Source organism: Streptomyces sp. Tu 2975, from assembly GCF_009832925.1.
Taxonomy (GTDB): Bacteria; Actinomycetota; Actinomycetes; order Streptomycetales; family Streptomycetaceae; genus Streptomyces.
Genome location: NZ_CP047140.1, coordinates 7128072 through 7153944 on the forward strand (window position 1 = coordinate 7128072; position 25873 = coordinate 7153944).

Here is a 25873-nt window from a genome sequence, read left to right on the forward strand (position 1 = left end):
GGTCACGCTGCCGCGGCGGCCTTCTCCGCGCGCCATGTCAGCACGAGGGTCGCAGCGACCAGAGCGGCGGTGAGGATGCCCGTGACGAGGATCGGGGCGGGGGTGAACACCGAGGCCAGGACCGCGAGCACCGCCACCGGATGGACCAGGTCCGTCCGGCTGCGGAGCTCGGCGGCCCGGTGGTGCAGCAGCCACACCATGACGAGGAAGACGGCGACCGGGACGGTGTACGCCAGGGCGGCGGCACGGTCGGTGAGGTGGCCGTGACCGGTGGCATGGGCGACGTTCAGGGCGAGGCCCGCGCCGACGGCGGCCGCGGAGGCGAAGACCGCGTAGTGGCCGTAGCCCCAGAGCAGCGCGGTCCTGAGGGTCGTCAGACGGCGCGGCGCGTTCTGCGCGAAGTAGAGCCACCACAGGGCGAACACCGTCAGCACCCCGCCCACGACGAGGGTCGCGATGTCGCCGAGGGCGGCGTCGTCGTCGAGGGCAGCGCGGACGGCGGTGGTGGCGGCCGTGATGGTCTCGCCGAGGACGATGATGGTGAACAGGCCGTACCGTTCGGCGATGTGATGGGGGTGCCAGGTGGTGTTGGCCGCGGTCTCGGCCCAGACGGGGACGGCGAGTTCGGCCAGGACCAGGACCAGGAATGTGGCCAGGCCGCCGTCGCCGGGCAGTGCCAGCCGGGCCACCCAGCCGATCTGCACGACCAGGATGCCCACCGCGTAGCGCAGGCAGCAGCGTCGCCGTTCGGGATCGGAGTACGCGGCGCGCAGCCACTGGGTGACCATGGCGAGCCGCATGATGACGTAACCCCACGTGATGACGGTGAAGTCGTCGTGCTCCAGGGCTTCCGCGGCTCCTGCCGCAATGACGAGCGCGCCCGTGATCTGGACGAGGGTGAGGAGCCGGTACGGCACGTCGTCCGTGTCGTAGGCGGAGGCGAACCAGGTGAAGTTCATCCAGGCCCACCAGATCGCGAAGAACACCAGCGCGTAGCCGAGGACGCCGTGGCCCACGTGTCCTTCGGCGAGCTCGTGCTCGAAAGCCGCGGCGGCCTGGGCTACGGCCACGACGAAACACAGGTCGAAGAACAGTTCCAGCGGGGTGGCGGTGCGATGGTGTTCGCCGGAGAGGCGGGCGACCATCGGCCGGTGCCATGCGCCGGCGGTGGAGTTTGACTGGCTCATAGGTGCGCGTCTCGGCAGTGAGGGGGCGGGGGGAGGCTCGGACCCGGTCAGCTGTCGAAGCGGCCGGTCAGGGGCCACGGGGTGCGCTTGCTTCTCCGGGATGGAGCCGGCTCCTAGTGCCTACCACATCGGTCACGGGCGAGATGGCAGGCCGCGCCGCGCCCCACCACCCGGCGGCGGGAGGCGCAGCGAGTGGCGCGCAGGATCCGCGGGGTGGCACCGTCATGGCGTCGCGTCGACCTTCGTCCGCCCGCAGGACCGAACGTGGCGGCCGCTGCCGCGCCGGCCGGTAACGGCCGGCGCGGCGGACGGCCCGTCACACGCTCAGGCGCCCGCGGAGGACTGTTCGTCCGCCGCCGCCCGGAAGAGCCGCCGCAACCGCACCACGCCCAGGTCGTGCTGGTACAGGTTCTCCTGCTGGTCCGCGTCGGCCGGCATCGCTTCCAGCATCACCCGGTCCTGCTCCAGCACCTCCCAGTGACGCTTCTCGATCAGCGTCTTGTAGAGGAAGCGCCAGGTGTCGCGCTGCCAGCCCTCGACCCGGCGGTAGCGCCAGAAGAAGACCCCGGTGCGGCCGGCGTCGACCGGGCACGCCATGCCGACGACGCCGAACGGTCCGCCGGGCCGGCGGACGGCGGGTACGGGATGGACAGGTCCACCCAGTCCACACCGGTCCGGCACAGCTCCACCCAGTCGAAGTTGACGCCCCGCTGATCGGTCTTCTCGAAGAAATAGCCGCGGTCGGTCTCCCGGATGCGGAACTTGGCCGTCGTATCGCCGTCGAACATCGTGTGCGAGTCGTGGTGCAGGAAGGCGCCGTGCATCGGGTCGAGCAGGTTCTCCACGGCGTACCGCCACGGCACGTTCCACTCGGCGTAGCACAGGAAGGCGTCCACCTCGGGATCCGTCAGCGGCTCGGGCAGTGCGAGCGGTGCCGGTTCCGGGTGCTCCTCGTCGCCGAAGTAGGCAAGAATCGCGCCGCCGACCTCGCGCACGGGCAGCGAGGTGACCAGCTTCTTGCCCTCGAGGTTGCATCCCGGCAGGCCGGGCACGGAGGAGACCGTGCCGTCGGTCCCGACCTCGACGCCGTGGTACCAGCAGGCGACCCGGTCCCCGAGGTGCTTGCCGAGCGACAGCGGCGCGCCGCGGTGCGGGCAGCGGTCCGCCAGCATCGACAGGGCGCCGTCCGAGCGGCGGAACAGCAGCCACTGCTCCCCGAGGGCGGTCACCTTGCGCATCGCGCCCGGGGCGACGAAGTGCGAGGGGACGACGGGGTGCCACTGGTTGCGCAGCCCGTTGGCGTAGATGTGGTCCGCCGTGGCGGACGTCGACAGCGTCATGGTCAGGCTCCCAGTCGGTTCATCTCGGCGCGGAAGGTCTCCTCGGTCCACGGCGTGCCGTCGGCTGTGCCGACCTTGCGCGCGTTGAGGCCGCGGACCACGTCGGCCAGTTCGTGGCCCTCCTCGGTGAAGATCTCTTCGAGGGTGGTGGCGAGTCGGTACTCGTACGGTGTCGGCTCGTGGGTACGGGACTGGTGGATGTCCAGGTACGGCCAGGCGCCGGTCACGGTGTCGGTCACGGTGTCTCCTGAAAGTGCGGGGAAGTAGGGGCCACGGGGGTCACAGATCGAGGACGAGCCGGCCGGACGCACACCGCGAGACGCAGATCATCATCGTGGTGCCCGAGGCGTGCTCGGCCTCACTGAGCAGGAAGTCGCGGTGCTCGGGGGTACCGTCGAGCACCCGGGTCTCGCACGTACCGCAGATGCCGTCCCGGCAGGAGCTGTTGACGCTCAGGCCGGCCGCCTCCGCTGCGTCGAGGATCGAGGCGTCCGCGCCGACGCTCAGCGTCACCCCGGAGGTGCGGCACTCGACCTCGAACGCCGTGTCGTCGCCGTCGCGTTCCACGACCGGAGCGGCGAACCGCTCCAGCCGTAGCCGGCCCTCCGGGCACCGCCCCTCCACGGCGACGAGCAGCGGCTCCGGGCCGCACGAGTAGACCAGGGCCCCCTCGCCGAGATCCGCGAGCGTCGCGTCCAGGTCGATGTGGCCCTGCTCGTCCTGCGGTACCAGCGTCACATCGCCGCCCAGCGCGGCGAGTTCGCAGGTGAACGCCATCGAGGCCCGGCTCCGCCCGCCGTACACCATCCGCCATGGGGTTCCCCGGCGGCAGGCCTCGCGGGCCATCGCCAGCAGCGGGGTGATGCCGATGCCGCCGGCGACGAAGACGTAGCCGTCGGCCTCCTCCAGGGCGAAGTGGTTGCGCGGTTCGGACACGGTCACCGCCTGACCGGGACGCAGCGTGGTGTGCACATACCGGGAACCGCCGCGTGAGGAGGGCTCGTTGAGAACCCCGACGCGATAGACGTCCGGTGTGTGCGGGTCTCCGCACAGGCTGTACTGGCGGACCTGGCCGCCGACATGGACGTCGAGGTGCGCGCCGGGCGTCCAGACGGGCAGGGGTTTGCCGTCGGGGTGGGCGAGTTCGACGGACAGCACGCCCTCGGCCTCCCACGTCATACGTCGGACGATCAGCTGCAGCGTGTTCTCGCTCATGGCCTGGTGCCTCCTTACCGGCAGTGGGCAGTACGTGCGGACCCGGGGTCCGGGACTACTGGCCCGGGATCCTCACGGGCGGGGTGAACGGGTTCTTCATCGGGCCGAGTGCCTCGAGGTCGACCTCGACCAGCGTCGGCCCGTCGGAGGCGACCGCCTGGGAGATCACCGGCGCCGCGTGCTCCTCGGCCGAGATCCGCAGGTACGGCAGTCCGCAGGCGCGTGCCAGCAGTTCGAAGTCGGGCGTCGTGAGGTCCACGCCGGAGCGCCGCTCGCCGTAGCGGTCCTGCATGTTGCGCAGCACGCCGTAGCCACCGTCGTTGAACACGATGAGCGTGAGACGGGGCCGTTCCTGGGCGAGGGTGAGGAGTTCGCCGAGGTGGACGGCGAGACCGCCGTCACCGGCGATCACCACGGTCGGCGTGCCGGGCCGGGCGAGCGCCGCGCCGATACCCATGCCGAGGCCCTGCCCGATGCCGCCGCCGCGCGGGAAGACGTTGTCCCGCGGGTCGTACATCTCCAGCAGGCGGTTGCCCCAACTGCTGGACGGGATGGTGACGTCCCGGGCGACGACCGCGTCCCGGGGGAGCGCGGCACGGATCGCGTCGCAGATCGCGGCCTGCGGGCCGATGCCGTCGTGCAGCGCCGCCCGCACCTCGGTGCGTACGGCGGTCACCCGCTCGGCCCAGCCGGCCGCCGCCGGCCGCGCGTGCGGCAACAGGGCGTCGAGCACCGCGGCCGCGTCGCCGTGCAGGCCGTGCGTCGCCGGGTGGACACGGCCGAGGGCGGCCGCGTCGGCGTCGATCTGGATGTGCGCCGCGGGCAGACCGAGCGTGTAGTCGGCGGTCTCGTTGGAGCGGAAGTGCGTGCCGACGGTGAGCAGGACGTCCGCGTCCGCGAGGAGCGCGCGGGCTTCGGGGGCCGTGGCGAAGTTGCCGACGACCTGCCCGTGGTCCTCGGGCACCGACCCGCGGCCGGAGTTGGAGGTGAGCAGGCCCGCCCCGGTGGCCTCCAGCAGCCGCAGGAGCTCGCCGCGGGCTCCGGTGGCGCCGCCGCCGGCCCAGATCAGCGGGCGGCGCGCGGAGGCCAGCAGCGCGCCGGCGGCGGCGAGTTCACCGTCGCCCGGGGTGGGGAGGGCCGGTGGGGGAAGGTCGGTGCGAGTGTCGGACTGGGCCGCGTACTGGAGGTCGATCGGCCACTCGACGCTCGCCGGACCGCCCGGCACGGCGAGCGCGGCGCGCGCCGCCTCGCGCAGGATCCGGCCCGCCTGGACGGTGTCGGGCACGCTCGCCGCGTACGACGACACGGCGCTCAGCATGCCCAGTTGGTCCTTGGTCTCGTGGATGAACCCGCGGCCGCTGCCCAGGTACTCGCTCTCGACCTGGCCGGTGATGTGCAGCACGGAGCTGCCCGCGCTGAGGGACTCGATCAGCGAACCGGCCGCGTTGCCCGCGCCGGTGCCGGTCGAGGTCAGTGCGCAGCCGATGCCGCCGCGGGCCCGCCCGTAGGCGTCGGCGGCGTTCACTGCCGAGGCTTCGTGCCGCACGGGCACGAAGCGCAGTTCGCGGTCGACGGCCTCGACCAGCGGCAGGTTGTGCACGCTGACGATGCCGAAGACGGTGTCCATACCGAGTTCGCGCAGGACGGCGACGAGGAGATCGCCTCCGGTGTCGTGACGCATGGTGTCTCCTCAGAGGATGGAGCGGCCGACTCCGCCGCAGACGTCGATGGAGGTGCCGGTGATGTAGGAGGCACGGGGGAGAGCAGGGCGACGACCGCGTAGGCGACCTCTTCGGCCCGGCCGAGGCGGCCCAGCGCGATCCCGCGGTCGGCCGCGAGCTCGGCCTGCCAGTCCTCGTAACTCGTCCCGGAGCCGGCCGCCGCGTGCCGGCGGGTCCACTGGCCGGTGTCGACGAGACCCAGGCAGACCGAGTTGACCCGGATGCCGTCGCCGGCGAGCTCCGACGACAGGGACTTGGAGAGGTTGAGGATGCCCGCGCGGGCGGCGCCGGTGGTGATCAGCCGGGGCTCCGGCTGCTTGGCGAGGACCGCGTTGATGTTGACGATGCTCGCCGCGTCGGAGGCTGCGAGGTACGGGCGCGCGGCGTGCAGGGGGTTCAGCACCCCCGCGAACTTCAGTTCCAGTTCGTCGCGCCAGTCGTCGGCGGTGGATTCGTCGAGGTTCTTCATCCGGGACTGGCCGGCGTTGTTGACCAGCCCGTCGATGCCGCCGAAATGCCCGGCGGCACGCAGGACGAAGTCCCGCACCGCTGCGGCGTCCCGCACGTCGCACACCCCGGTCAGCAGCCGGTCGGGTGCGGCGCCGAGGCGGGTGGCCGCCTTGTCCAGCCGGTCGGCGTCGCGGCCACAGGTGGCGACGCGGGCGCCCTCGTCGAGCAGGGCGCGGACCGTGGCCAGGCCGACGCCCGAGCTGCCGCCGGTGACCACGATCGTGCGGTCGGCGAGGCCCAGATCCATAACTCGGTTCTCCTGCGTTTCAGTTCATGGTGAAGCCGCCGTTGACGGCGATCACCTGTCCGGTCAGATAGCGGGACTCCTCGCCGAGCAGGTACGAGACGATCCCCGTGAGGTCGTCCGGCTGCTGCGGCCGGGAGACGGCCCGGTTGGCGCGGTAGAGGTCGTGCCGTTCGGCGGGCACGCTCTCCGTCGCCTCGCACTCGGTCAGACCCGGGGCGACGGCGTTCACCGTGATGCCCTTGTCGCCGAGCTCCCTGGCCATGGCGCGGGTGAGTGCGATGACGGCGCCCTTGGAGGCGATGTAGTGGGACAGCCGGGGCGAGCCGTACAAGGCGGCGTCCGAGGCGATGTTGACGATCCGGCCCGGAGCGGTGAGCAGCGGGTACAGGGCCTTGGACACCAGCCAGGGACCGCGGGCGTTGACCGTCATCAGCCGGTCCCACACCCCGACGCCGATGTCCCAGAACTCCCTGCCGCCCACGCCGTTGGCCAGTGCCGCGTTGTTCACCAGCCCGTACAGCGGGCCGAGCTCGCGCACGGCGTCGGCCAGTGCGGCGACCGACGCGGGATCGGCGACGTCGCAGTGTACGTAGTGGGCGTCGACGCCCTGGGCGCGCAGCTCCGCGGCGGCCTTCTCGCCCGTCTCCCGGTCCAGCTCGGCGAGGACGACCCGGAAGCCGTCCTCGCCGGCCCGGCGGGCCATGGCCAGTCCCAGGCCACGGCCCGCCCCGGTGACGACGACGGTGCGCACACCGGTGAGGGGCGTGTCAGTCACGGGTGACGCCGTGCATCGGCGAGTACTCGGGGTAGGTCGGCACCTGCGGCTTCTGCGTGCCGATGACGACGCAGAACAGGGCGTCGGAGTCACCCTCGTTCTTCAGGGAACGGGTCACACCGGCCGGCACGACGATCATGTCGCGGTAGCCGAGCGTGCGGTACTCGACCTCGTCGGGGCCGCGGTGGATACCCACGCGGACCTGCCCCTCGAGGACGAAGAAGGCCTCCTCGACGTCGTGGTGGGTGTGGGCAGGGCCCTCGGCGCCGGGCGGCAGCAGCATGTTGGAGAAGGTGAAGCCGCCGGAGGGCAGGATCCGGCTGTCGTTCTCGTGGTTGCCGGTGGCGCCGGACCCGACGTAGCGGATCTGGCCGCGGCGGTACTGCGGGCCGGCCTTCTCCTGGAAGGAGAGGGTGCCGAAGTCCGCCACACGGGAGTCCTTGGTGGCGATGAGGGAGTCGGTGTACGAGGCGAGGTCGCCGCCGTTGTCGTACGCGGTGGTGGTCAGAGGCATGAGAACAGCTCCTACTCGGGGATGCGTGCGGTGATGCGGAGGTGGGAGAGGACCCAGGCGTTGAAGTGCCCGGGTTGCTCCTGGTTGGCCAGGTGACCGGCGTCCTTGACGATCACGTAGGCGGCCTTGTGGACGGCACCGGCTATGGCCTGGCTCGCCTCGGTGCCGGTGACGGTGTCCTGGTCGCCGCAGAGCACGAGGGCCGGCGCGACGATCGAGGGGAGTTCGGCCCGCAGGTCGGCCGCGGCCATGGACTCGGCGGCGTACGCGTAGCCCGGCAGCCGTACCGAGGCGGCCATGGTCTCGACGACGCGCCGGACCAGTTCGCCGGGTGCGCCGGGCGACACCAGCCGCGGCCCGCGCGCCTCTGCGAAGGCGCGCGGTCCGACCTCGGCCAGCTCGGTGGCCCGCCCCCGCATGCCCTTCGCCTTGGCCTCGTCCGTGCCGGAACCGGGGCTGGAGTCGGCGACGATCAGCGAGTCGACAAGGTCCGGGTGGCGGGCTGCGAGCCGCAGCGCGATCACGCCGCCCCAGGAGACGCCGAGGACGTGGGCGCTCGTGCCCCGCTCGCGGATGACCGCGGCCGCCGCGTCCGCGTAGTCGTCGAGGGTGAGCGGGGCCTCAGGGTCGGGGGACCGTGCGTATCCGGGGGCGTCCCAGGCCACGACCCGTGCGTACGACGAGAGTTCGGCGAGCTGCGGCGCGAAGGCCGCCGACGACGAGCCGATGCCGTGCAGGCACAGCAGCAGCGGTCCCCGGCCGCCCGCTTCCTCCACATGGACGCCGGCGCGGGCGCTCACAGGATCTGCCCCGTCCGGCCGGTGATCGCCGCCAGGGAGCGCAGCACCGCGTACGGCACGATCCGGCTGGTCGCCGGGTTGCCGGGGTCCGGGAGATGCGTTACCTCGAAGCGGTACGCGCCCAGTTCGCCGGACGCCTCGACCACATGCCGGGTGCGGTGCGCCGCCGGGTCGGCGACGACCTGGACCCGCACAGTGTCCAGGTCGCCGACGGCCAGCGCGACCGAGGCGGCCACGTTCGTCGACTTGGGGAACTTCACCGGTACGTCCCGCGCGGTGCCGGACATGACCACGACCGGTCCGGTCGCCGTCCGCATCCGGGACAGCAACTCGGCGTCCATCCAAGGCTGTTCAAGGGTGGCGGGCAGCTTGGTCGTGGTCAGGCGGATCTCTTCCAGCGGGCCCAGCGAGCGGGCGGCCTGGAGCAGGTCGAGGCCGCCGACCGCGCCGCCCGTGAAGTAGACCCGTCCCGGGCCGGCGGCGAGGAGCCGCTTCGCGAGGTCCTCGTCGGTCAGCGCGCCCGTCGAGGCGATCAGCAGGTCCGTCCCGGAGGCCAGCACCCGCTCGCCCCACTCGCGGACGACGCCCTGCCCTGCGGCCTCCACGATCAGGTCACAGAGCTCCACGGCCTCCTCGAAGGTGACCTGCGGGGCCGGCGCCGCCTCGCCGAGCGGGCGGTTGTCGACGACACAGACCAGCTCGGCGGAGCCAACCCGGCCCTCGGCGAGAGCGGCGCCGACGACCCGGCCGATGGCGCCCCAGCCGACGATGCCCACCTTGCGCACGGTGCTCATGCGGCGTTCTCCTCTGCGTGGTCGGTGCGGTCCGAGGCGTCGTCCGCGTGGTTCTTGCTGCGGGGCGCGGCGTCGACGGGCGCGAGCGGTCCCGGGTCCGGCGTGCCCGCCATGTGGCAGCGGATCTCCTTCGACGGGGGTCCGGCCGTGCCCCACAGGTCGGACAGTTCGGGGACCCGCCGCCACACGCGGGCGATCCAGGCGTCCTCGACGATCTGGGCGACCTCGGAGGTGTACTCGCAGACCAGGCCGGACGGGTCGGTGAAGTAGGAGAAGGTGTTGTTGCCGGGGCCGTGCCGGCCGGGCCCCCACTTCGGTGTGATGCCGTGGTGGCGCAGCCGTCCGAGGCCCCGCATGAAGTGGTCCACCGAGGGCATCTCGTAGGCCACGTGGTTGAGGGAGGTCCACTCTGCCTGGTTGAAGGCGATGCAGTGGTGGTCGGCGTTGCAGCGCAGGAACGCCATCTGGTGCTCGGACCAGTCGGAGACGCGTAGCCCCAGCACGTCGCAGTAGAAGGCCACGGCGGCGTCGATGTCGGTGGTGTTGAGCACGGCGTGCGTGACGCCGACGGGCACCGCCGCCTCCCTGCCGCTCGGCGTGACCGCCTCGACATGGGCGCTGATCTCGATCAGCCGCTGCTCGGGGTCGGTGAACCGCAGCCCGTAGCCGCCACCGGCCTGCTCGAGCGGGCCGGGGCCGAAGACGGGGACGATGCCGTGTGCCGCGAGCCGGCGGGCGGCCTCGTCCACCTCGGCGGGTGTGCCGACGGCGAACGCGAGACGGCCGAGGCCCACCCGCTCCCGCTCGGTGAGGTGCAGGACGTGGTGCTCGTCACCGGTGCCGCGGAGCCAGCGGGCGCCGGTGTCGGACTCGACGCTCGTCAGGCCCCAGACCTCCTCGTAGAAGCCGGCGGCCTCGGCGAAGGCGGGCGTGTGCAGCTCGACGTAGCGCAGGGAGCGGAGCCGGGCGATCGGACCGGGCGGTGGACGGTGCATGAGTCTCTCCAGACGGGGCGGGCGTGCCGGGTCAGTTGGCCCAGGGGAGCGGGGCGGCGGAGGTGCCCCAGTACAGGGACTTCTGGCGCTGGTAGGCGCGGATCGCGTCGCGGCCCTTCTCCGTGCCGAGGCCGCTGTCCTTCCATCCGCTGAACGGGGTGGAGGCGCTGAACTGCTTGTATGTGTTGATCCAGACGGTTCCCGCCTCGATACGGCGGGCCAGGTGCCATGCGGCGCGCGCGTCCCGGGTCCAGATGCCGCAGGCGAGGCCGTAGACGGAGTCGTTGGCCTGGCGGACGAGGTCGTCCTCGTCGTCGTAGGGCAGGGCGACGAGGACCGGACCGAAGATCTCCTCCTGGCAGGTGCGGGAGGTGTTGGGCAGGTCGTCGAGGACGGTCGGCAGGTAGTACGCCCCGTCGCGGTACCGCTCGCCCTCCGGGGCCGAGCCGCCGCACAGCACACGGGCGCCTTCGGAGCGGGCGAGGTCGACGTAGGCGGCGACGGCGTCGCGGTGGCCGTGGTGCACGAGCGGGCCGACCTGCGTGGCGGGGTCCGTACCGGGACCGACCCGCAGCGCGCGGACGCGTTCCACCAGTTCGCCGACGAAGGAGTCGTAGATCCCGCGGGCGACGAACAGCCGGGAGCCGGCGATGCACGACTGGCCGCTGGACGAGAAGATCCCGAACAGCACGCCGGAGAGGGCCTGTTCGAGGTCCGCGTCGGCGCGCACGATCGTGGGCGACTTGCCACCGAGCTCGAGCGAGGCGGGGATCAGTTTCTGTGCCGCGACGGCGGCGATCGACCGGCCGGTGGCGGTTCCGCCGGTGAAGCCGATACGGGCGACGAGCGGATGGCGCACGATGGCGTCGCCGACCACCCGGCCGCTGCCCGGCAGTACCGAAAGCAGCGCCGTGGGCAGCCGGTACTCCTCCAGTGCCCGGGTGATCAGCCGGCCGAGGGCGAGCGAGACCAGCGGGGTCCAGGCGGCGGGCTTGAGGAGCACCGCGTTACCGGCGGCCAGGGCGGGGGCGAGCTTCTGGGCATCGCTGGCAACGGGGGAGTTCCACGGGTTGATCGCGCCGACGACACCGATCGGCTCGTGGACGCTCATCGTGACGTAGGGGCCGCGGGAGGGGGTGAGGGTGTCCTCGGCCGTCTCGAGCGCGGCCGCCAGGTAGCGGAAGGTGCCGGCCGCGCTGAGGGCGAGGGCGCGGGTCTCGGCGAGGGTCTTGCCGGTGTCCGAGGTCTGCAGCGCGGACAACTCGTCCGCGCTCTGTTCGACCAGTTCACCGATGCGATGCAGCAGCCGGGCCCTCTCGTGCGGGAGCAGGTCCCGCCAGGCGGGTTCCGCCGCCGCGCGGGCGGCGGCCTCAGCCGCTTCGAAGACCTCCGCGGTGGAGGGAGAACTCACGGTGGCGAGGACGCGGCCGGTCGCCGGGTCGACGGTGTCGAGGGGCTCACCCGCACCGCGCCGCCACTGGCCGGCGATCAGGATGTCGGTGGGGACGGTGGGCACGGCGGGACCTCCGGACGAGGCGGCGGGAAGGGGGACTTCGTGCGGTCGGGCACCGGACGCGGCCGGGCGGGCCGAGTCGTGCGTCGTTCCTGAAGTACTAGAAATCTAAGTGCTTAAGTTTCTCTACGCAAGGCCCCGAGGTGAAATCGTTGCCCGGGATGCCTTGATCTCGCTCTCGGTGGCGTCGAGGATGAGGGGCGAGCGTACGGCTTCGATATTCCTAAGCTCTTAACCATTGACCGCTTAGATATAGGAACCTACTGTCTCCGCAACTCCTCTGGTTCGCGGAAGGACCCTCCATGACGACTGTGGCCGGCAAGCCAGCCCTTGGCTCCATAGCCGCGAGACTCGAACGACTGCCGCACTCGCGATGGCATGTCAAGGTCCGGTTCCTGATCGGCGCCGTCACCTTCTTCGAGGCGTTCGACCAGCTGTTGGCCGCCTCGGCCCTGCCCGTCCTGATGAAGGAATGGAACCTCACCACCGGGCAGGCGACCTTCGCGGTGACCGCCGCGTCCATCGGCATGCTCATCGGTGCCATCGGCGCCGGGTGGCTGGGCGACCGGATCGGCCGCGTGCGCACGGTGGCCCTCGGGGTCGGCATCACCGGCCTCGCCAGCCTCGCCGTCGCCTTCTCCGGCAGCATCGAGACGTTCTCGCTGTTCCGGTTCGTCCAGGGCCTCGGAATCGGCGGTGTGGTGCCCGTTGCGGCCACGTACATCAACGAGATCGCCCGCTCCGACAAGCGCGGCCGCTTCGTGCTCCTGTACGAGATGATCTTCCCGGCCGGTCTCGCCGCGGCCACCCTGGTGGCCGTCTGGGTGGTGCCCAACCTCGGCTGGCGAGCCATGTTCCTCATCGGCGCCCTGCCCGTACTCATCGCCGCCGCGCTGCCCCGCCATGTCGAGGAATCCCCGCGTTGGCTGCTGGCCCGCGGTCGTACGGAGGAGGCCGAGGCCGCCATCGCCCGGATCGAGGCGCAGGTCTCCCGTGCCACCGCGGAACCGCTGCCACTGCCCGCCGCGAACGTCACGGAGGAGACCGGCCGGGGCCGGCTCGGCGACATCTTCAAGGGCCGCTACCTGCGGCGCACGGCGGTCCTGTCCGGCCTGTGGTTCGTGGCGTACTACGTCAACCACGGCATCTCCACCTGGCTGCCGTCCCTCTACACCAAGCACTTCGGCCTCGATCTGACGACCGCGCTGGTCTACACGCTGCTCAGCAACGTCACCGGACTGCTCGGTACCTTCGTCGTCGCCATGGTCATCGACCGGATGGGCCGCAGGGCGGCGCTGGTCGCCGCGCTCGGCGGCAGCGTGCTGTCCCTCGGGGTGCTCGCACTGGCCGGCGCCACGTCGGGCGGCCAGGTCGCCGTCTTCGCATCGTGCACGACCTTCTTCCTGTACGCGATCAACGCGGGGCTCTACCTGTACTCGCCGGAGCTGTACCCCACGTCCAACCGGGCCAAGGGCGCGGCCTTCGGCGGGCTGTGGAACCGGCTCGGCGTCATCATCGGCCCGGTCACCGTCGGCGCGATCATCGGCGCGGGCGGCAGCCTGTCCCTCGTCTTCGCGCAGCTCGCGGTCGTGGCCGCGGTGGGCGCCGTGATCGCCTGGTTCGCGGTCGAGACCAAGGGCCGGACGCTGGAGGAGCTCAACTCCTGACACGGCCGCGGGGCCCACTGAGGGGCCGGTGTTCCGAGGCGGTGATCACCGCTCCGGGACACCGGCCCCCAGCGTTCTCCCGAGGGCCGTGAGCAGCACGGTGAGCTGCCGCCGCTCCGCGAGGGACAGCCCGGCCAGCAGCTCGCGCTCCTGGTCGGCGCGGACGCCGCGGATGCGGTCGGCGAGCTCCACACCTTCGGGCGTGAGGAAGAGATGGACGATCCGGCGGTCGTCCCGGTCGCGCTCGCGCCGGACGAGACCGGCCGCCTCCAGACGGTCGGCGTGCTGAGTGAGACCGCCCGGCCCGCCCCCGACAGCCGCGGCGACGTCGCCCGTGGTCCGCCGGTAGGGCTCGCCGACGTCCCGGAGGGCGGCGAGCACGTGATAGGCGGGCAGGCTGATGCCGTAAGCGCGCACAGTGCGGCCGAGGACCGTCCGATGGCGCGCCGCGATGTCGCTCAGCCCGGCGAACAGCGACGAAGGGGAGTCGTCGTCCTCGGGAAAGGGCGGCGCCGTTTCGCGGTCGGGGGACCCGGCCGGTAGGCCGCCGGACAGAGGCTCGTCCCGCGAGGCCTCCGGGCAGGTCCGGCGCGGCCGGGATGCATCGGGCGGCGGCATCAGGGGAGAGGACAGCGCACCGGCGCCGCCGAAGGCGGTGGCGAGGACATCGGCCAGCGCCGGCGCGAGGGCGGCGGTCGGTACGGACGCGGCCGGCTCGTGGGCGAAGAGATAACGCTCCATGATCACGCCGAACAGGACGCTGCGGACGAGGGCGGCGCGCACCTCGGCCTCGGGAGACGCTCCGAGCAGCCGGGTCAGCGGCTCGCCGACCTGCTTCTCCAGGATAGTGCGGAGGAGCTCGGCGCTCGGCGCGTGACCGACCGCCGAGCGGATCAGCGCCGGCCACGGGTCCTGCGGCGGCAGCCGGTCCCACCGGTCGAGATAGGTCCGTGCGAGGGCGCCCGGCAGGTCGTCCGTGTCGCGGGCCGCTGCCGAGAGAACCTCTTCGCTCACGCCCGTCCCGCCGCCGACGACCTCGCGGAAGAGGCCGTCCTTCGTACCGAAGTAGGCCATCACCAGACCCGGCGTGACCCCCGCTTCGGCCGCGATGGCCCGGATGCCCACACCTTTGTAGCCATGGGCGCCGAAGAGCCGCCTGGCTGCCTCCAGCACCGCCCGCCGATTGCCCTCCGGGTCGTGCGAACCTGGCCTCCGCTTGTTCTCTGCGTCCACATGCCTCACATTAAACGAGTGTTCATAAAAACAGTCGTTCAAAAACAGTCACGGGGTGTGCACGGGTCCGGTTCGCCGGGTGAGCGGCAGGCCGCTGCCCCCACGACGCGCCGCCACGATCTCGGCCATGATCGACACGGCCGTCTCCCCAGGCTCCCGCCCGCCGAGGTCCAGGCCGATGGGAGAGCGCAGCCGGGCGAGCTCGGCCTCGCTCAGACCCGCGGCACGCAGCCGCCCGAGACGGTCCTCATGCGTACGGCGGCTGCCCAGCGCACCCACATATCCCGCCCGGCTGCGCAGGGCGAGGGTGAGAACCGGCACGTCGAAGCGGTTGTCGTGGGTGAGCACGCACACCGCGGCCAGTGGTCCGAGCGAGCCGGCGCGCGGACCGAGCCAGCGGTCTGGCCGGTCCGCCACGACCTCGTCCGCGCCCGGGAAACGCTCGGCGACCGCGAACGCGGGCCTTGCGTCGCAGACGGTCACGTGGTGACCGAGCACCGCCCCGATGTCCGCGAGCGGGCGGGCGAACTCGGTGGCCCCGAAGAGCAGGAGCCGCGACGGCGGGGCGAAGGACTGCACCAGCAGGTCCCGGTCCGGCGCGCACCCCGCGTCGCCGTCGAAGTCCTCGCCGCGGGGCACCGGCCCGCTCGTCCCACGGCCGAGCATCCGCTCCGCGGCCAGGGCGGCGGCCCGGTCCTCCCGCGGGCCGCCGAGCGTGCCGTACACCGTCCCGCCGCCCACGACCAGGCAGCCGCCGCCTTCGAACGGAGTGACCAGAGCCACCGGGACACCGGCCGCCGCGTCCGCCGCGACCTTGGCGAGCGGCACCTCCGCGCCGATCTCGCGGATCAGTACCTCAATGGTTCCGCCGCAGGTCAGGCCCACCGCGAAGGCGTTCTCATCGCCGACGCCCCAGCGCTCCACGGCGGGCGGGGCACCCGCCAGGACCTCCTCGGCGCTCGCGCAGACGGCGGCCTCCACGCAGCCGCCGGAGACGCTGCCCGCGATGCGCCCGTCCTCACTCACGAGCATGGAGGCGCCCGGCCCGTGCGGGGCCGAGCCCCAGGTCCGTACGACGGTCGCCATCGCGAAGCGGACACCGGTCCGCTGCCAGTCGGCCGCCTGCTCGATGACGTGTCGCATGTCGCTCACCCCGCGTCGTGAAATTTCCCCCGGCCCCTTGCCAAAGAGAAACTTCAGTGTAAATCATTTCAGGTACTAGATAGTTTCGTGCAGGAGCACCCCGGCGCGACGACGACCAGAGAGGTCCGGTGGCAGCAGGTTGAAACCCTCGCCCTTCGACTACACCGCCCCCAGCACCGTCGGGGAGGCGGTCGCCCTCCTCGCCGACGGGACACGGGAGGCCAAGGTCCTGGCCGGCGGCCAGTCCCTGATCCCCATGCTGAACATGCGGCTCGCCCGGCCCGAGCTGCTGGTCGACATCACCCGCATCCCCGAGCTGGACCGGCTGCAGGCGGACGACACCGGGGCCCTGCATATCGGCGCCGCCGTACGCCAGTCACGTGCAGCCGCCGACAGCGAGGTACGGGACGGATGGCCTCTGCTCGCCGCCGCGATCGGGCACATCGGACACCCCCAGATCCGCAGCCGTGGCACGGTCTGCGGGAGCCTCGCCCACCATGACCCGGCCGCCGAACTGCCCACCGCGGCACTGGCCCTGGACGCACACTTCGTCATCGCCGGCCCCCGCGGCACGCGCACGGTCACCGCCGCGGACTTCTTCGTCGCCACCTTCGCCACCGCCGTCGAACCGGACGAACTCCTCACCGAGGTGGTCTTCCCCGCCCCACCCGCCGGCCACGGCTGGGCCTTCGAGGAACTGACCCGCCGGCACGGCGACTTCGCCACCGTCGGCGTCGCCGTGGTCCTCGAGCGCAACGCCGCCCTGGACACCGTGCGCACCGCCCGCGTCGTCTTCTGCGGCGCCGGCCCCGTCCCCGTACGTCTCACCGCGGCCGAGGCCGCTCTCGCCGGCACCGACGCCGGCCCGGACGCCCTCGCCGCCGCTGCCCGCGCCGCCCTGGACGGCCTCGATCCCGCAGGGGACGTCCACGCCACCGCCGAGCACCGGCGCGAGACGGCCGCCCATCTCCTCGCCCGCGCCTGCACCACCGCCTGGGAGCGCTGCTGATGACCCCCTCCGTCCCTGCCCGTCCCGCACCCCCCGCACCGCCGCAGGGCCGCCGCTCCGCGGTCACCGCGGCGGACACGGAAGGTACCTCCGAAGGCGTGCCGCTCCGCCCCCGCACCCCACCGCTCGCCGAGCCCTCCGCCTGGCACACCCTGAGGCTCACGGTCAACGGCGAGCCCGTCACCGCGCAGGTCGAATCGCGGCTGCTGCTCAGCGACTTCCTGCGCGACCGGCTCCGGCTCACCGGCACCCACGTCGGCTGCGAGCACGGGGTGTGCGGCGCCTGCACCGTCCTCCTCGACGGCGAACCGGTACGCACCTGCCTGACCCTGGCCGTGCAGTGCGAAGGGGCCGATGTGCGCACCGTGGAGAGCCTCGCCCCCGGCGACGGTCCGCTCACCACCGTGCAGCGCGCCTTCCACGAGTGCCACGGCATGCAATGCGGCTTCTGCACGCCCGGGTTCGTCATGACGGCGACCGCTCTGACCGAGCGGCCCGAGCGGCCCGACGAGCCACAGGTCGCCGACGCACTGAGCGGCCATCTGTGCCGGTGCACGGGCTACCGCAACATCCGCCGTGCCGTGTGCCAGGCACTCGACGAGCGATTCGGGAAGTGACCCCCATGTCCCGCGATTCCCATCCCGCCCCCACCGACGGCGCCTGGATCGGACGATCCGTCCCCCGTGTCGAGGACGACCGGCTGCTCCGAGGGAACGGCCGCTACGTCGACGACATCGCCCTGCCGGACACCGTCGAGGCCGCATTCCTGCGCAGTCCGCACGCCCATGCGCGGATCGAGTCCGTCGACGTGAGCGCGGCGCTCGCCGCACCCGGCGTCGTCGCCGTCTGGACCGCCGAGGACGTGGCACACCTGCCCGCCATGCTCAACAGGGAGGAACTGCGCACCCCGCCGGGGCTCGCCGACCTGCTGGACCCCGTCGTGCGGATGACGCCCATGCCGCTGCTCGCCCACGACAAGGTCCTGTACGCCGGACAGCCCGTCGCCGTCGTCCTGGCCGAGAACCGCTACCTCGCCGAGGACGCCCTCGACCTCATCGCGGTGCGCTACGCCCCACTGCCGGTCCTGGTCGAGCCGGGCGACGCCCTGGCGGCGGACGCGCCCCTGCTGCACGAGGGCCTGCCCGACAACACCGCCGTCGCCGTCGCCACCCGCGTCGGCGACCCGGACGCCGCCTTCGCCGCGGCGCACACCATCGTGAGCGAGCAGTTCGAGGCCCACCGCTACGTCGCCTCGCCGATCGAGACGCGTGCGATCTCCGCGCAGGTCGACCCGTACAGCGGCAGGCTCACGGTCTGGTCGGGCACCCAGACGCCGCACCGGCTGCGGGACGCCGTCGCGAGCACCCTGGCCCTCGACCCCGCGTCGGTACACGTCATCGCCGTCGACGTCGGCGGCGGTTTCGGCCAGAAGGGCATCCTGTACGTCGAGGAACTGCTGATACCGCACGCGGCCCGTGTCCTGCGCCGGCCCGTCCTGTGGCGCGAGGACCGCAACGAGAACCTCACCGCCTCCTCCCACGCACGCGAGCAGGTGCACCGCATCGAACTCGCCGCCGATGCCGACGGCCGCCTCGTCGCCGTGCGCGACCGGATCACCGTCAACTTCGGCGCGTACAACATGACCGGGCTCGTGGTGCCGTACAACTCGCTGTGCCATCTGCTCGGCCCCTACCGTGTCCCGAACGTCGACATCGACGTCACCGGTGTCCTCACCAACACCACGTTCGCCACGCCCTACCGGGGAGCCGGCCGGCCGGAGACCGTCTTCGCCATGGAACGGGCCATGGACCGGCTGGCCGAGCGCCTCGGTATCGCGCCCGAGGAACTGCGGGCCCGCAATCTGGTGCAGCCCGACGAGATGCCGTACGAGACCGGCCTGGTCGACCGCTCGGGCAGGCCCCAGTCCTACGACTCCGGGGACTACCCGGAGCTGCTGCGGCGCGCCGTCGCCAAGGCGGACGCCCTGCACGTGCGCGCCCGGCAGCGCCGAGGTCCCCTCGACGGCAAGCACCTCGGCATCGGCTTCGCCATGTACATCGAGGCCACCGGACTCGGGCCGTTCGAGACCGCCCGTATCGACGTCGTCCCCAGCGGCAGGGTGAAGCTCGCCATCGGCGCGCCCTCCCAAGGCCAGGGCCACCGCACCTCCATGGCGCAGATCGCCGCCGACGCCCTCGGCGTCCCGCCCGACATGATCGACGTCATCGGCGGCGACACCGAGGCCACGCCCTTCGGCGTGGGGACCATCGCCAGCCGTGCGCTGGTCAACGCGGGCAACGCCGCCCACCGGGCCGGCCGGCTCGTCCGGGAGAAGATCGTCGAGGCGGCTGCCCGACGGCTCGGCGTCCCCGCCGGTGAACTCGACATCACGGACGGCGTCGTGGCCGTGGAGGAACCGGGCGGCCCGTCGATCACCCTGGCCGAACTCGCCGGACGCGCCCCCCTGCCCGGCACCCCCGAACCGTCCGACGGACGCCACGGTACGGAACTGAGCGAAACCGTCCACTTCCGCCCGCCCGGCTTCGCCGTCGCGAGCGGCGCCCACGCGGCCGTCGTCGAGGTCGACGAGCACACCGGCGAGATCACGATCCTGCACTACGTGGTCGTCCACGACGCCGGCACCATCGTCAACCCGATGATCGCGGAGGGCCAGGTCACCGGGGGAATCGCCCAGGGGATCGGCGGCGCGCTGTACGAGGAGATGGTCTACGGCCCCGACGGACAGCCACGCACGGGCACCTACATGGACTACCTCGTCCCCACCTCCAGCGAGATCCCCGACCTCGACATGGACGAGATCTTCACGCCCAGCCCCATGAACGACCTCGGCGTCAAGGGCCTCGGCGAAGGCGGCGCGATCGCACCGCAGGCCGTCCTCGCCAACGCCGTCGAGGACGCACTGCGGCCCTTCGGCGCGGTCGTCCGCCGCGGCCCGCTCTCGCCGAGCCGCGTCCGCGAGCTGATCCGCACCGCGGCCGCCCACGACTGACCGGACCACTGCGACGGCCGGTCCCCGGCCGTCGCCCCGCGGCCGGCCCCTCCCCACCCACCCTTCGCACACCCCGATCGGACCCCCATGCAACTCGACCACTCCTTCACCGTCCCCGCGTCCCCGGACGACGCCTGGAAGCTGTTCCACGACCTCGGCCGCGTCGCGCCCTGCATGCCGGGAGCCGTGCTCGACACCCTCGACGGCGACGCCTTCACCGGCCGGGTCAAGGTCAAGGTCGGCGCGGTGCAGATGAGTTACCGCGGCGCCGGCACGGTCACTCGTGACGAGCCCGCCCGATCGATGCTCCTGGATCTCAGCGGAAGCGAGACGCGCGGAGCGGGCACCGCGTCCGCCACGGTCACCGCGACGCTGGCCGCCGACCCTGCCGGGACCCGGGTGCGCGTCCGTACGGACCTCGACATCACAGGCCGTCCCGCGCAGTTCGGCCGCGGCATCATGACCGAGGTCGGCGATCGGATCGTCCAGCAGTTCGCCTCACGCCTCGAGGAGTTGCTGCGCGAAGCCGGGGCCCCCGGAGCGAGGAGCGGCACCGCTGCGTCCGGGACCGCCCGCAGTGCGGTCCCGGCGGAACCGGAGGCCGTCGACCTCGGCGCGGCCGCGCTGCCCGTACTGCTCCGGAAGGCCGCCGGGCCGGCGGCGGCAGCGCTCGTAGCGCTCGTGGTCCTGCGGATGGTGACCCGCCGCTTCCGGGCCTGACACGCCCCGTCCCGGTTCAGCGGCCGTGGCCTGCCCTGCCGGGCATCCCCTCGCCGGATCCGGCCGATCACCTCAGCGGTAAGATTCTCAGTGCCGTGACAAGCCGTACGGCTGTCCGGCGGAGCCGTACGAGGGGATGAGGATGGCTGCATCGAGGCCGGCGGACCGGGACGCCGTCGCGCAGGTGATCGAGGACTGGGCGAGGGAACGACCGGAGCTCGACACGAGCCCGCTGGAGGTCCTGGCCCGGCTGCACCGTTCCTTCCTGCGGTACAGCACCAGGCTCACCTCCTCGATAGAGAGGCACGGACTGTCAGTCGCCGGCTTCGACGTGCTGACCGCTCTGCGGCGGTCAGGGGCGCCGTACCGGCTGACGGCGGGCCAGCTCGCGGACACCGGGCTGGTGTCGTCGGCAGGAGTGACCCTGCGGATCGACCGCCTCGAGAAGGACGGCCTCATCGTGCGCGAGCGGGACGCGGACGACCGCCGGGTCGTCTACTCGCGGCTCACCGACAAGGGCCTGGCGACGGTGGACACCGTCTTCGAGGAGCACCTCGACAACGAACGCCGCATGCTCGCGGGGCTGTCGCCGTCCGAGCGTCGGCAGGTCGCGAGGCTGCTGCGCAAGCTGGAGGGGTCGATCCTCGCGTCGGACGACGAGACGGCCGCCGGCGCCCCCTGACCGGCCGGCGGCCCGACGGTGCTGCCGCGTGAGCGCCCGCTTACCCGAGGCGTTCCGCGCCTGACCGAGCGGTGTCCGGCACGAAACGCGTCATTCCGCTACGTGCACACGCGCCTCACCGCAGCCGGCGCATCTCCGCCGACCGGCGCTTTGCCGTTCGCGCCCGCACCTCGCCCACGCGGTGTCTCCCAACGGCGACCCGTCGATGCCCGAAGTGGTGATCCGCATCGGGCGGCGACTGCGAGAGTGGCCGCAGGTCGCCGTCACGGGAGACCGTCGGGCGTCCCGCCGGAGGTGGGGGGCGGGTTCCGCCCCTGCTCACGCTTCCGGCGCCGGACCGCAGCCGTCCCGCGTGGCGATCAACGGAAACGACGCGTGATGATGGAAAGGCCCGCGCGCCTCGAGCAGGGGAGAGGGTCCATATGTGCCGATGGGTGGCCTACACGGGAACGCCGGTGCTCCTCGACTCATTGCTCTACCGCCCCGCACACTCGCTGATCGACCAGAGCCTGCACTCCCGGATGGGTGTCGAGACCACCAACGGCGACGGGTTCGGCATCGGCTGGTACACGCCCGACGGCGGCACTCCGGCGGTGATCCGGGACACCGGACCGGCGTGGAACAACCGCAATCTGCGGGAGATCTCGGCGCACATCCGCTCCCACCTCTTCTTCGCCCACATCCGGGCGTCGACCGGCTCGGCCATCCAGCAGACGAACTGCCATCCCTTCCGCCACGGGCGGTGGCTGTGGATGCACAACGGCGCCATCGCCGACTTCCACCGGCTGCGCAGGGACCTCTGCATGGTCATCGACCCGTCGCTGTTCGCCGACATCGAGGGCTCGACGGACTCCGAGGTGATGTTCTTCCTGGCGCTCACCTTCGGCCTTGACCAGGACCCGCCGACGGCCGTCGCCCGGATGGCCGGTCATGTGGAGTCCCTGGGCCGGCGGCACGGCGTGGACCTCCCGCTCCAGATGACGGTCGCCGTGTCCGACGGGGAGCGACTGTGGGCCTTCCGCTACTCCAGCGAGCACCGCTCACGCTCCCTGTACTACAGCGCCGAGGTCGAGACCCTGCGCGCGCTGCACCCCGACATGAAGTTCCTGAGAGGGCTCTCCGAGGACACCCGCCTTGTCGTGTCGGAGCCGCTGAGCGGACTGCCCGGGGCGTGGACCGAGTTCCCCGAGAGCAGCTACGGCGAGGTCGGCGCGGGCTCGGAGTTCGTGCGGCCCTTCGTTCCGGTGCAGGCCGAAGGGAAGCTCCCGCGCAGCACCGTGGCGTGACGCGGGCGGCGCCCCGGTGGCCTGCGGTGCCGCCGTGGTCAGGGCGCCGGGTGCCCGGGGCTCAGATCGACGACATCGCTCAGGCGCAGCACCTCCCCACGCGGCAGCGGCACCGCCCCCGTGTCGACGGGGGTGAGGCAGAATCCCACATGGTCCCCCCAGTCGCCCCGCTCCTCCACCCTGCCGACGAACCACGCGCAGGCGTCGGCCAACACGGGAACGCCATGCGCCCCCTGCTCCCAGCGGGTCGACGCGAACTTGTCGACGTGGTCGCCGCTCTCGCCGCCGAACAGCCGGGCCAGCCCGTGCTGTTCGCGGCCCAGCAGGTGCACGCCCAGGTGCGTCGCCCGGCACGCCACACCGTAGGTGTGGTTCACCTTGGACAGCCATACCACGAACCGCACCGGGTGCAGCGAGGACTGGGAGGCGAAGCCGACCAGGCAGCCGGCCCGCCGCCCGTCCGCGGCCGCCGTGACGACGTACACCGGAGGGTCCAGCAGGTCAGTGAATCCTTTGACGTCCACCATGGCGACACCCTCCCGGACGACTCCGCAGGCCCTGTACCGGCGCGCCGTGCCGTGGGGCCGTTTACTGCCGGTTGCCCGGTGCCGTCGCACGCGACACAGGGAATCGCGGGATGTGTGAGGGCGGCGGGAAGCCGGGGCGGGCAGCAGGTCAGGCCGAGTCCCGGCGTACCAGTTCTGTCGGCAGGATGAGCGCGGCCGGTTCCTCCCCGCCGATCCCGGCCGGCAGCATCCGCACCATCTCCTTGCTGATCCGGTCCCAGGGCTGTCGGATCGTGGTGCCGTCGCCCGCTCGACAAGCCTGTTCCGCCTGCGGGATCAAAGGCGGGCCCTGGTTCGGCGGGTCGGCCCTGTGACCCTGTTTCGTTCGGCATTGCGAACACCGGTCGACCAACCGTGCCGGGTTGTGCCCAAAGCGTTGACTGCCGCCGTCGCGGTTCCTAGGGTGCCGTTCGAAGTTCTGATCGCTGTCCGGTATATCGAACGATAATGAGGATGTGCGTATGGCTCGCAGACGATGGCGGCTCGGGATCACCTTAGGAGCCCTGCTTGCCGGGACGCTCGGCGCAGGACCCGGCGCGGCGGCCGGACCCGCCGACTACACGATCTCCGTCGACGCCGCCGGTACGGGCGCGAAGATCGACGACACGATGTACGGCGTCTTCTACGAGGACATCAACCGCGCCGCCGACGGCGGGCTCTACGCCGAACTCGTGCAGAACCGCTCCTTCGAGTACCGGCCCGCTGACAACGCCGCCTACACACCACTGACCTCGTGGACCGTCTCCGGCGGGGCGAGAGCCGCCGAAAACGACGGGCGCCTGGGCGAGCGCAACCGCACCTACCTTTCGATGGACGTCGGCGCCTCGGTCACGAACACCGGCTACAACACCGGCATCGCGGTGGAGAAGGGGAAGCGGTACGACTTCTCCGTCTGGGCCCGCGCGGGCAGGGCGGCGCCGCTGACCGTCACCCTGCACGACGCGGGGGGCGAACTCGCCCAAGGCCGCCGGGTCGTCGCACGCGGCGGCTGGGCCGAGTACACGGCGACGTTCACCGCGCGCCGCACCTCCACCACGGGTCGCCTCACCCTCGCCGCCGCACGGCCGGCCGCGATCGACATGGTCTCCCTCTTCCCCGGGACACCTACAAGGGCCGCGAGAACGGTCTGCGCAAGGACCTCGCCGAGAAGATCGAGGCTCTTCGCCCGGGCTTCCTCCGCTTCCCCGGCGGCTGCCTGGTCAACACCGGCAGCCATGAGGCGTACGACGAGGCGTCCGGCTGGGAGCGCCGCCGCTCGTACCAGTGGAAGGACACGATCGGACCGGTCGAGCAGCGGGCGACCAACGCCAACTTCTGGGGTTACAACCAGAGTTACGGACTCGGCTACTACGAGTACTTCCAGTTCGCCGAGGACATCGGCGCGATGCCGCTGCCCGTCGTCCCCGCCCTCGTCACCGGGTGCGGTCAGAACCGGGCCACCGACGATCCCGCCCTGCTGCGCCGGCACATCCAGGACACCCTGGACCTCATCGAGTTCGCCAACGGGCCGGTGAGCTCGGAGTGGGGCGGCAAGCGGGCGGAAATGGGGCACCCGGAGCCGTTCCGCCTCACCCACATCGGCGTGGGCAACGAGGAGAACCTGCCCAAGGAGTTCTTCGCCCGCTTCCAGCAGTTCCGCACCGCGATCGAGTCCGCCTACCCGGACATCACGGTGATCGCCAACTCCGGCCCCGACGACACCGGGACGACCTTCGACGAGGCCTGGCGGCTCAGCCGCGAGTCCGGTGTGGACATGGTCGACGAGCACTACTACAACAGCCCCCGGTGGTTCCTCGAGAACAACGACCGCTACGACCGCTATGACCGGAGCGGTCCCGAGGTCTTCCTCGGCGAGTACGCCTCCCAGGGCAACACGTTCGGCAACGCCCTCGCGGAAGCGGCTTTCATGACCGGCCTGGAACGCAACGCCGACATCGTGAAACTCGCCTCGTACGCGCCGCTGCTGGCGAACAAGGACTACGTGCAGTGGCAGCCGGACATGATCTGGTTCGACAACGCCAGGTCGTGGGGATCGGCCAACTACGAGACGCAGAAGCTCTTCATGACCAACGTGGGCGACGAGGTCGTCCCCTCCACAGCGTCCGCCACGCCGACCACCTCGGGCCCGTCACCGGCGCCGTCGGCCTGTCGACGTGGGCGACCAGCGCCGCGTACGACGACGTCCAGGTCATCGGCTCCGACGGCACGACCCTGCTGTCCGACGACTTCTCCGGCGGCGACGACCGGTGGACGAAGGCCACCGGCGCCGGCTCCTGGACCGTCCAGGACGGCGCGTACGTCCAGAGCGACGAGACGGCGGAGAACACCCTCGTCACCGCCGGCGACACGGCCTGGCAGAACTACGACCTCAGGGTGAAGGCCACCAAGAAGTCCGGGAGGGAGGGCTTCCTCGTCGCCTTCGGCGTCAAGGACACCGGCAACTACTACTGGTGGAACCTGGGCGGCTGGAACAACACCCGCTCCGCTGTCGAGAAGACCGTCGGCGGCGCCAAGCAGACCATGACCGAGAACGCGACGACCATCGAGACCGGCCGCACCTACGACCTCCATGTCGAGGTGCGCGGACGGCAGGTGACACTCTACGTCGACGGCCGGAAGTGGGGCGGGTTCACCGACGACAAGGTCGCCGAGCCCTTCCGTCAGGTCGTCACCCGTGACGCGCCCACCGGCGACCTCATCGTCAAGGTCGTCAACGCCCAGGCCTCACCGGCCCGGACGGCGATCGACCTCGGTGCGGGGACCGCGGTGGCGCCGACCGCCCGGGTCACCACCCTGGAGGCCGACCCGGCCGCGCAGAACACGGCCGACGAGCGGCCGGTCCAGCCGCGGTCCTCGACCTTCGAGGGTGTCAGCAGCACCTTTTCGTACACCTTCCCGGCCCATTCCGTGACCTTCATGAGGATCAGGACCCGGTGAGGAACGCGT

At 71.9% G+C, this 25873-nt stretch carries 20 protein-coding genes and 4 pseudogenes; 8 read left to right on the forward strand and 16 right to left on the reverse strand.

The annotated features are described in order from the left end of the window. Positions 1-2 precede the first annotated feature (2 nt). The 12 genes and pseudogenes from GLX30_RS32030 to GLX30_RS32085 all read right to left on the reverse strand — a co-directional run bounded on the left by GLX30_RS32030 (position 3) and on the right by GLX30_RS32085 (position 11614). Positions 3-1187 carry a low temperature requirement protein A gene (locus GLX30_RS32030; RefSeq protein WP_159694420.1) on the reverse strand — a complete coding sequence of 395 codons (1185 nt, stop codon included), beginning with the start codon at positions 1185-1187 and terminating at the stop codon, positions 3-5. Positions 1188-1511: 324 nt separating this feature from the next. Next, positions 1512-2527: pseudogene (locus GLX30_RS32035) on the reverse strand (aromatic ring-hydroxylating dioxygenase subunit alpha). Positions 2528-2529: 2 nt separating this feature from the next. After that, the gene (locus tag GLX30_RS32040) at positions 2530-2766 is read right to left on the reverse strand and encodes a recombinase-like helix-turn-helix domain-containing protein (RefSeq protein ID WP_244258353.1); all 237 of its coding nucleotides are present in this window, start codon (positions 2764-2766) and stop codon (positions 2530-2532) included. A 40-nt stretch (positions 2767-2806) separates the two neighbouring features. Next, positions 2807-3742 carry a PDR/VanB family oxidoreductase gene (locus GLX30_RS32045; RefSeq protein ID WP_159694421.1) on the reverse strand — a complete coding sequence of 312 codons (936 nt, stop codon included), beginning with the start codon at positions 3740-3742 and terminating at the stop codon, positions 2807-2809. Between the two features lie 55 nt (positions 3743-3797). Beyond that, complete coding sequence (locus tag GLX30_RS32050; RefSeq protein ID WP_159694422.1) at positions 3798-5423, reverse strand: thiamine pyrophosphate-binding protein; 1626 nt, start codon at positions 5421-5423, stop codon at positions 3798-3800. 9 nt (positions 5424-5432) lie between these two features. After that, a pseudogene (locus tag GLX30_RS32055) lies at positions 5433-6220 on the reverse strand (SDR family oxidoreductase). 19 nt (positions 6221-6239) lie between these two features. Then, on the reverse strand, positions 6240-6995 hold the full coding sequence (locus GLX30_RS32060; protein WP_159694423.1) for an SDR family oxidoreductase: 756 nt from the start codon (positions 6993-6995) through the stop codon (positions 6240-6242). Continuing rightward, positions 6988-7509, reverse strand: coding sequence for a cupin domain-containing protein (locus GLX30_RS32065; RefSeq protein WP_159694424.1), 522 nt, complete (start codon positions 7507-7509; stop codon positions 6988-6990). Before GLX30_RS32065 ends, GLX30_RS32060 begins: the two co-directional genes overlap by 8 nt. 11 nt (positions 7510-7520) lie before the next feature. Next, entirely contained in the window at positions 7521-8309 is a 789-nt protein-coding gene (locus tag GLX30_RS32070; RefSeq protein ID WP_159694425.1) for an alpha/beta fold hydrolase, read from the reverse strand. Continuing rightward, positions 8306-9103, reverse strand: coding sequence for an aspartate dehydrogenase domain-containing protein (locus GLX30_RS32075; protein ID WP_159694426.1), 798 nt, complete (start codon positions 9101-9103; stop codon positions 8306-8308). The genes GLX30_RS32070 and GLX30_RS32075 overlap by 4 nt, the downstream gene beginning before the upstream one ends. Beyond that, positions 9100-10098, reverse strand: coding sequence for a VOC family protein (locus GLX30_RS32080; protein WP_159694427.1), 999 nt, complete (start codon positions 10096-10098; stop codon positions 9100-9102). Before GLX30_RS32080 ends, GLX30_RS32075 begins: the two co-directional genes overlap by 4 nt. Before the next feature lie 31 nt (positions 10099-10129). After that, positions 10130-11614 carry an aldehyde dehydrogenase gene (locus GLX30_RS32085; RefSeq protein WP_159694428.1) on the reverse strand — a complete coding sequence of 495 codons (1485 nt, stop codon included), beginning with the start codon at positions 11612-11614 and terminating at the stop codon, positions 10130-10132. A 299-nt stretch (positions 11615-11913) separates the two neighbouring features. On the opposite strand from GLX30_RS32085, the gene GLX30_RS32090 reads away from it, so the two are divergent. After that, the gene (locus GLX30_RS32090; RefSeq protein WP_159694429.1) at positions 11914-13278 is read left to right on the forward strand and encodes an MFS transporter; all 1365 of its coding nucleotides are present in this window, start codon (positions 11914-11916) and stop codon (positions 13276-13278) included. A gap of 45 nt (positions 13279-13323) precedes the next feature. Here GLX30_RS32090 and GLX30_RS32095 read toward each other — a convergent pair whose 3' ends face one another. Together GLX30_RS32095 and GLX30_RS32100 are read right to left on the reverse strand one after the other, a co-directional pair. Beyond that, positions 13324-14511: a TetR family transcriptional regulator gene (locus GLX30_RS32095; protein ID WP_159694430.1), complete on the reverse strand. Its 1188-nt coding sequence runs from the start codon at positions 14509-14511 to the stop codon at positions 13324-13326. 48 nt (positions 14512-14559) lie between these two features. After that, positions 14560-15654, reverse strand: a complete 1095-nt coding sequence (locus GLX30_RS32100) for an XdhC/CoxI family protein (protein ID WP_159694431.1) — start codon at positions 15652-15654, stop codon at positions 14560-14562. Positions 15655-15793: 139 nt separating this feature from the next. Between GLX30_RS32100 and GLX30_RS32105 the strand changes: the two genes are divergently transcribed. The 6 genes from GLX30_RS32105 (at position 15794) to GLX30_RS32130 (ending at position 22361) form a co-directional block, all read left to right on the forward strand. Continuing rightward, positions 15794-16663, forward strand: a complete 870-nt coding sequence (locus GLX30_RS32105; RefSeq protein ID WP_159694432.1) for a xanthine dehydrogenase family protein subunit M — start codon at positions 15794-15796, stop codon at positions 16661-16663. Then, the gene (locus GLX30_RS32110) at positions 16663-17280 is read left to right on the forward strand and encodes a (2Fe-2S)-binding protein (RefSeq protein ID WP_159694433.1); all 618 of its coding nucleotides are present in this window, start codon (positions 16663-16665) and stop codon (positions 17278-17280) included. Before GLX30_RS32105 ends, GLX30_RS32110 begins: the two co-directional genes overlap by 1 nt. 5 nt (positions 17281-17285) lie before the next feature. Then, complete coding sequence (locus GLX30_RS32115; protein WP_159694434.1) at positions 17286-19673, forward strand: xanthine dehydrogenase family protein molybdopterin-binding subunit; 2388 nt, start codon at positions 17286-17288, stop codon at positions 19671-19673. An 87-nt stretch (positions 19674-19760) separates the two neighbouring features. Then, positions 19761-20393 (forward strand): SRPBCC family protein, encoded by a 633-nt coding sequence (locus GLX30_RS32120; RefSeq protein WP_159694435.1) that lies wholly within the window; start codon positions 19761-19763, stop codon positions 20391-20393. Between the two features lie 142 nt (positions 20394-20535). Next, positions 20536-21075 carry a MarR family transcriptional regulator gene (locus tag GLX30_RS32125; RefSeq protein ID WP_159694436.1) on the forward strand — a complete coding sequence of 180 codons (540 nt, stop codon included), beginning with the start codon at positions 20536-20538 and terminating at the stop codon, positions 21073-21075. Positions 21076-21497: 422 nt separating this feature from the next. Next, on the forward strand, positions 21498-22361 hold the full coding sequence (locus tag GLX30_RS32130; RefSeq protein ID WP_159694437.1) for a class II glutamine amidotransferase: 864 nt from the start codon (positions 21498-21500) through the stop codon (positions 22359-22361). Between the two features lie 38 nt (positions 22362-22399). On the opposite strand, the gene GLX30_RS32135 is transcribed toward GLX30_RS32130, so the two are convergent. Together GLX30_RS32135 and GLX30_RS32140 are read right to left on the reverse strand one after the other, a co-directional pair. After that, the gene (locus GLX30_RS32135) at positions 22400-22888 is read right to left on the reverse strand and encodes a flavin reductase family protein (protein WP_159694438.1); all 489 of its coding nucleotides are present in this window, start codon (positions 22886-22888) and stop codon (positions 22400-22402) included. 148 nt (positions 22889-23036) lie between these two features. Beyond that, positions 23037-23165, reverse strand: a pseudogene (locus GLX30_RS32140) (LacI family transcriptional regulator); the annotation flags it as partial. Positions 23166-23388: 223 nt separating this feature from the next. Here GLX30_RS32140 and GLX30_RS32145 point away from each other — a divergent pair. Next, positions 23389-25864: pseudogene (locus GLX30_RS32145) on the forward strand (alpha-L-arabinofuranosidase C-terminal domain-containing protein). Positions 25865-25873: the final 9 nt, after the last annotated feature.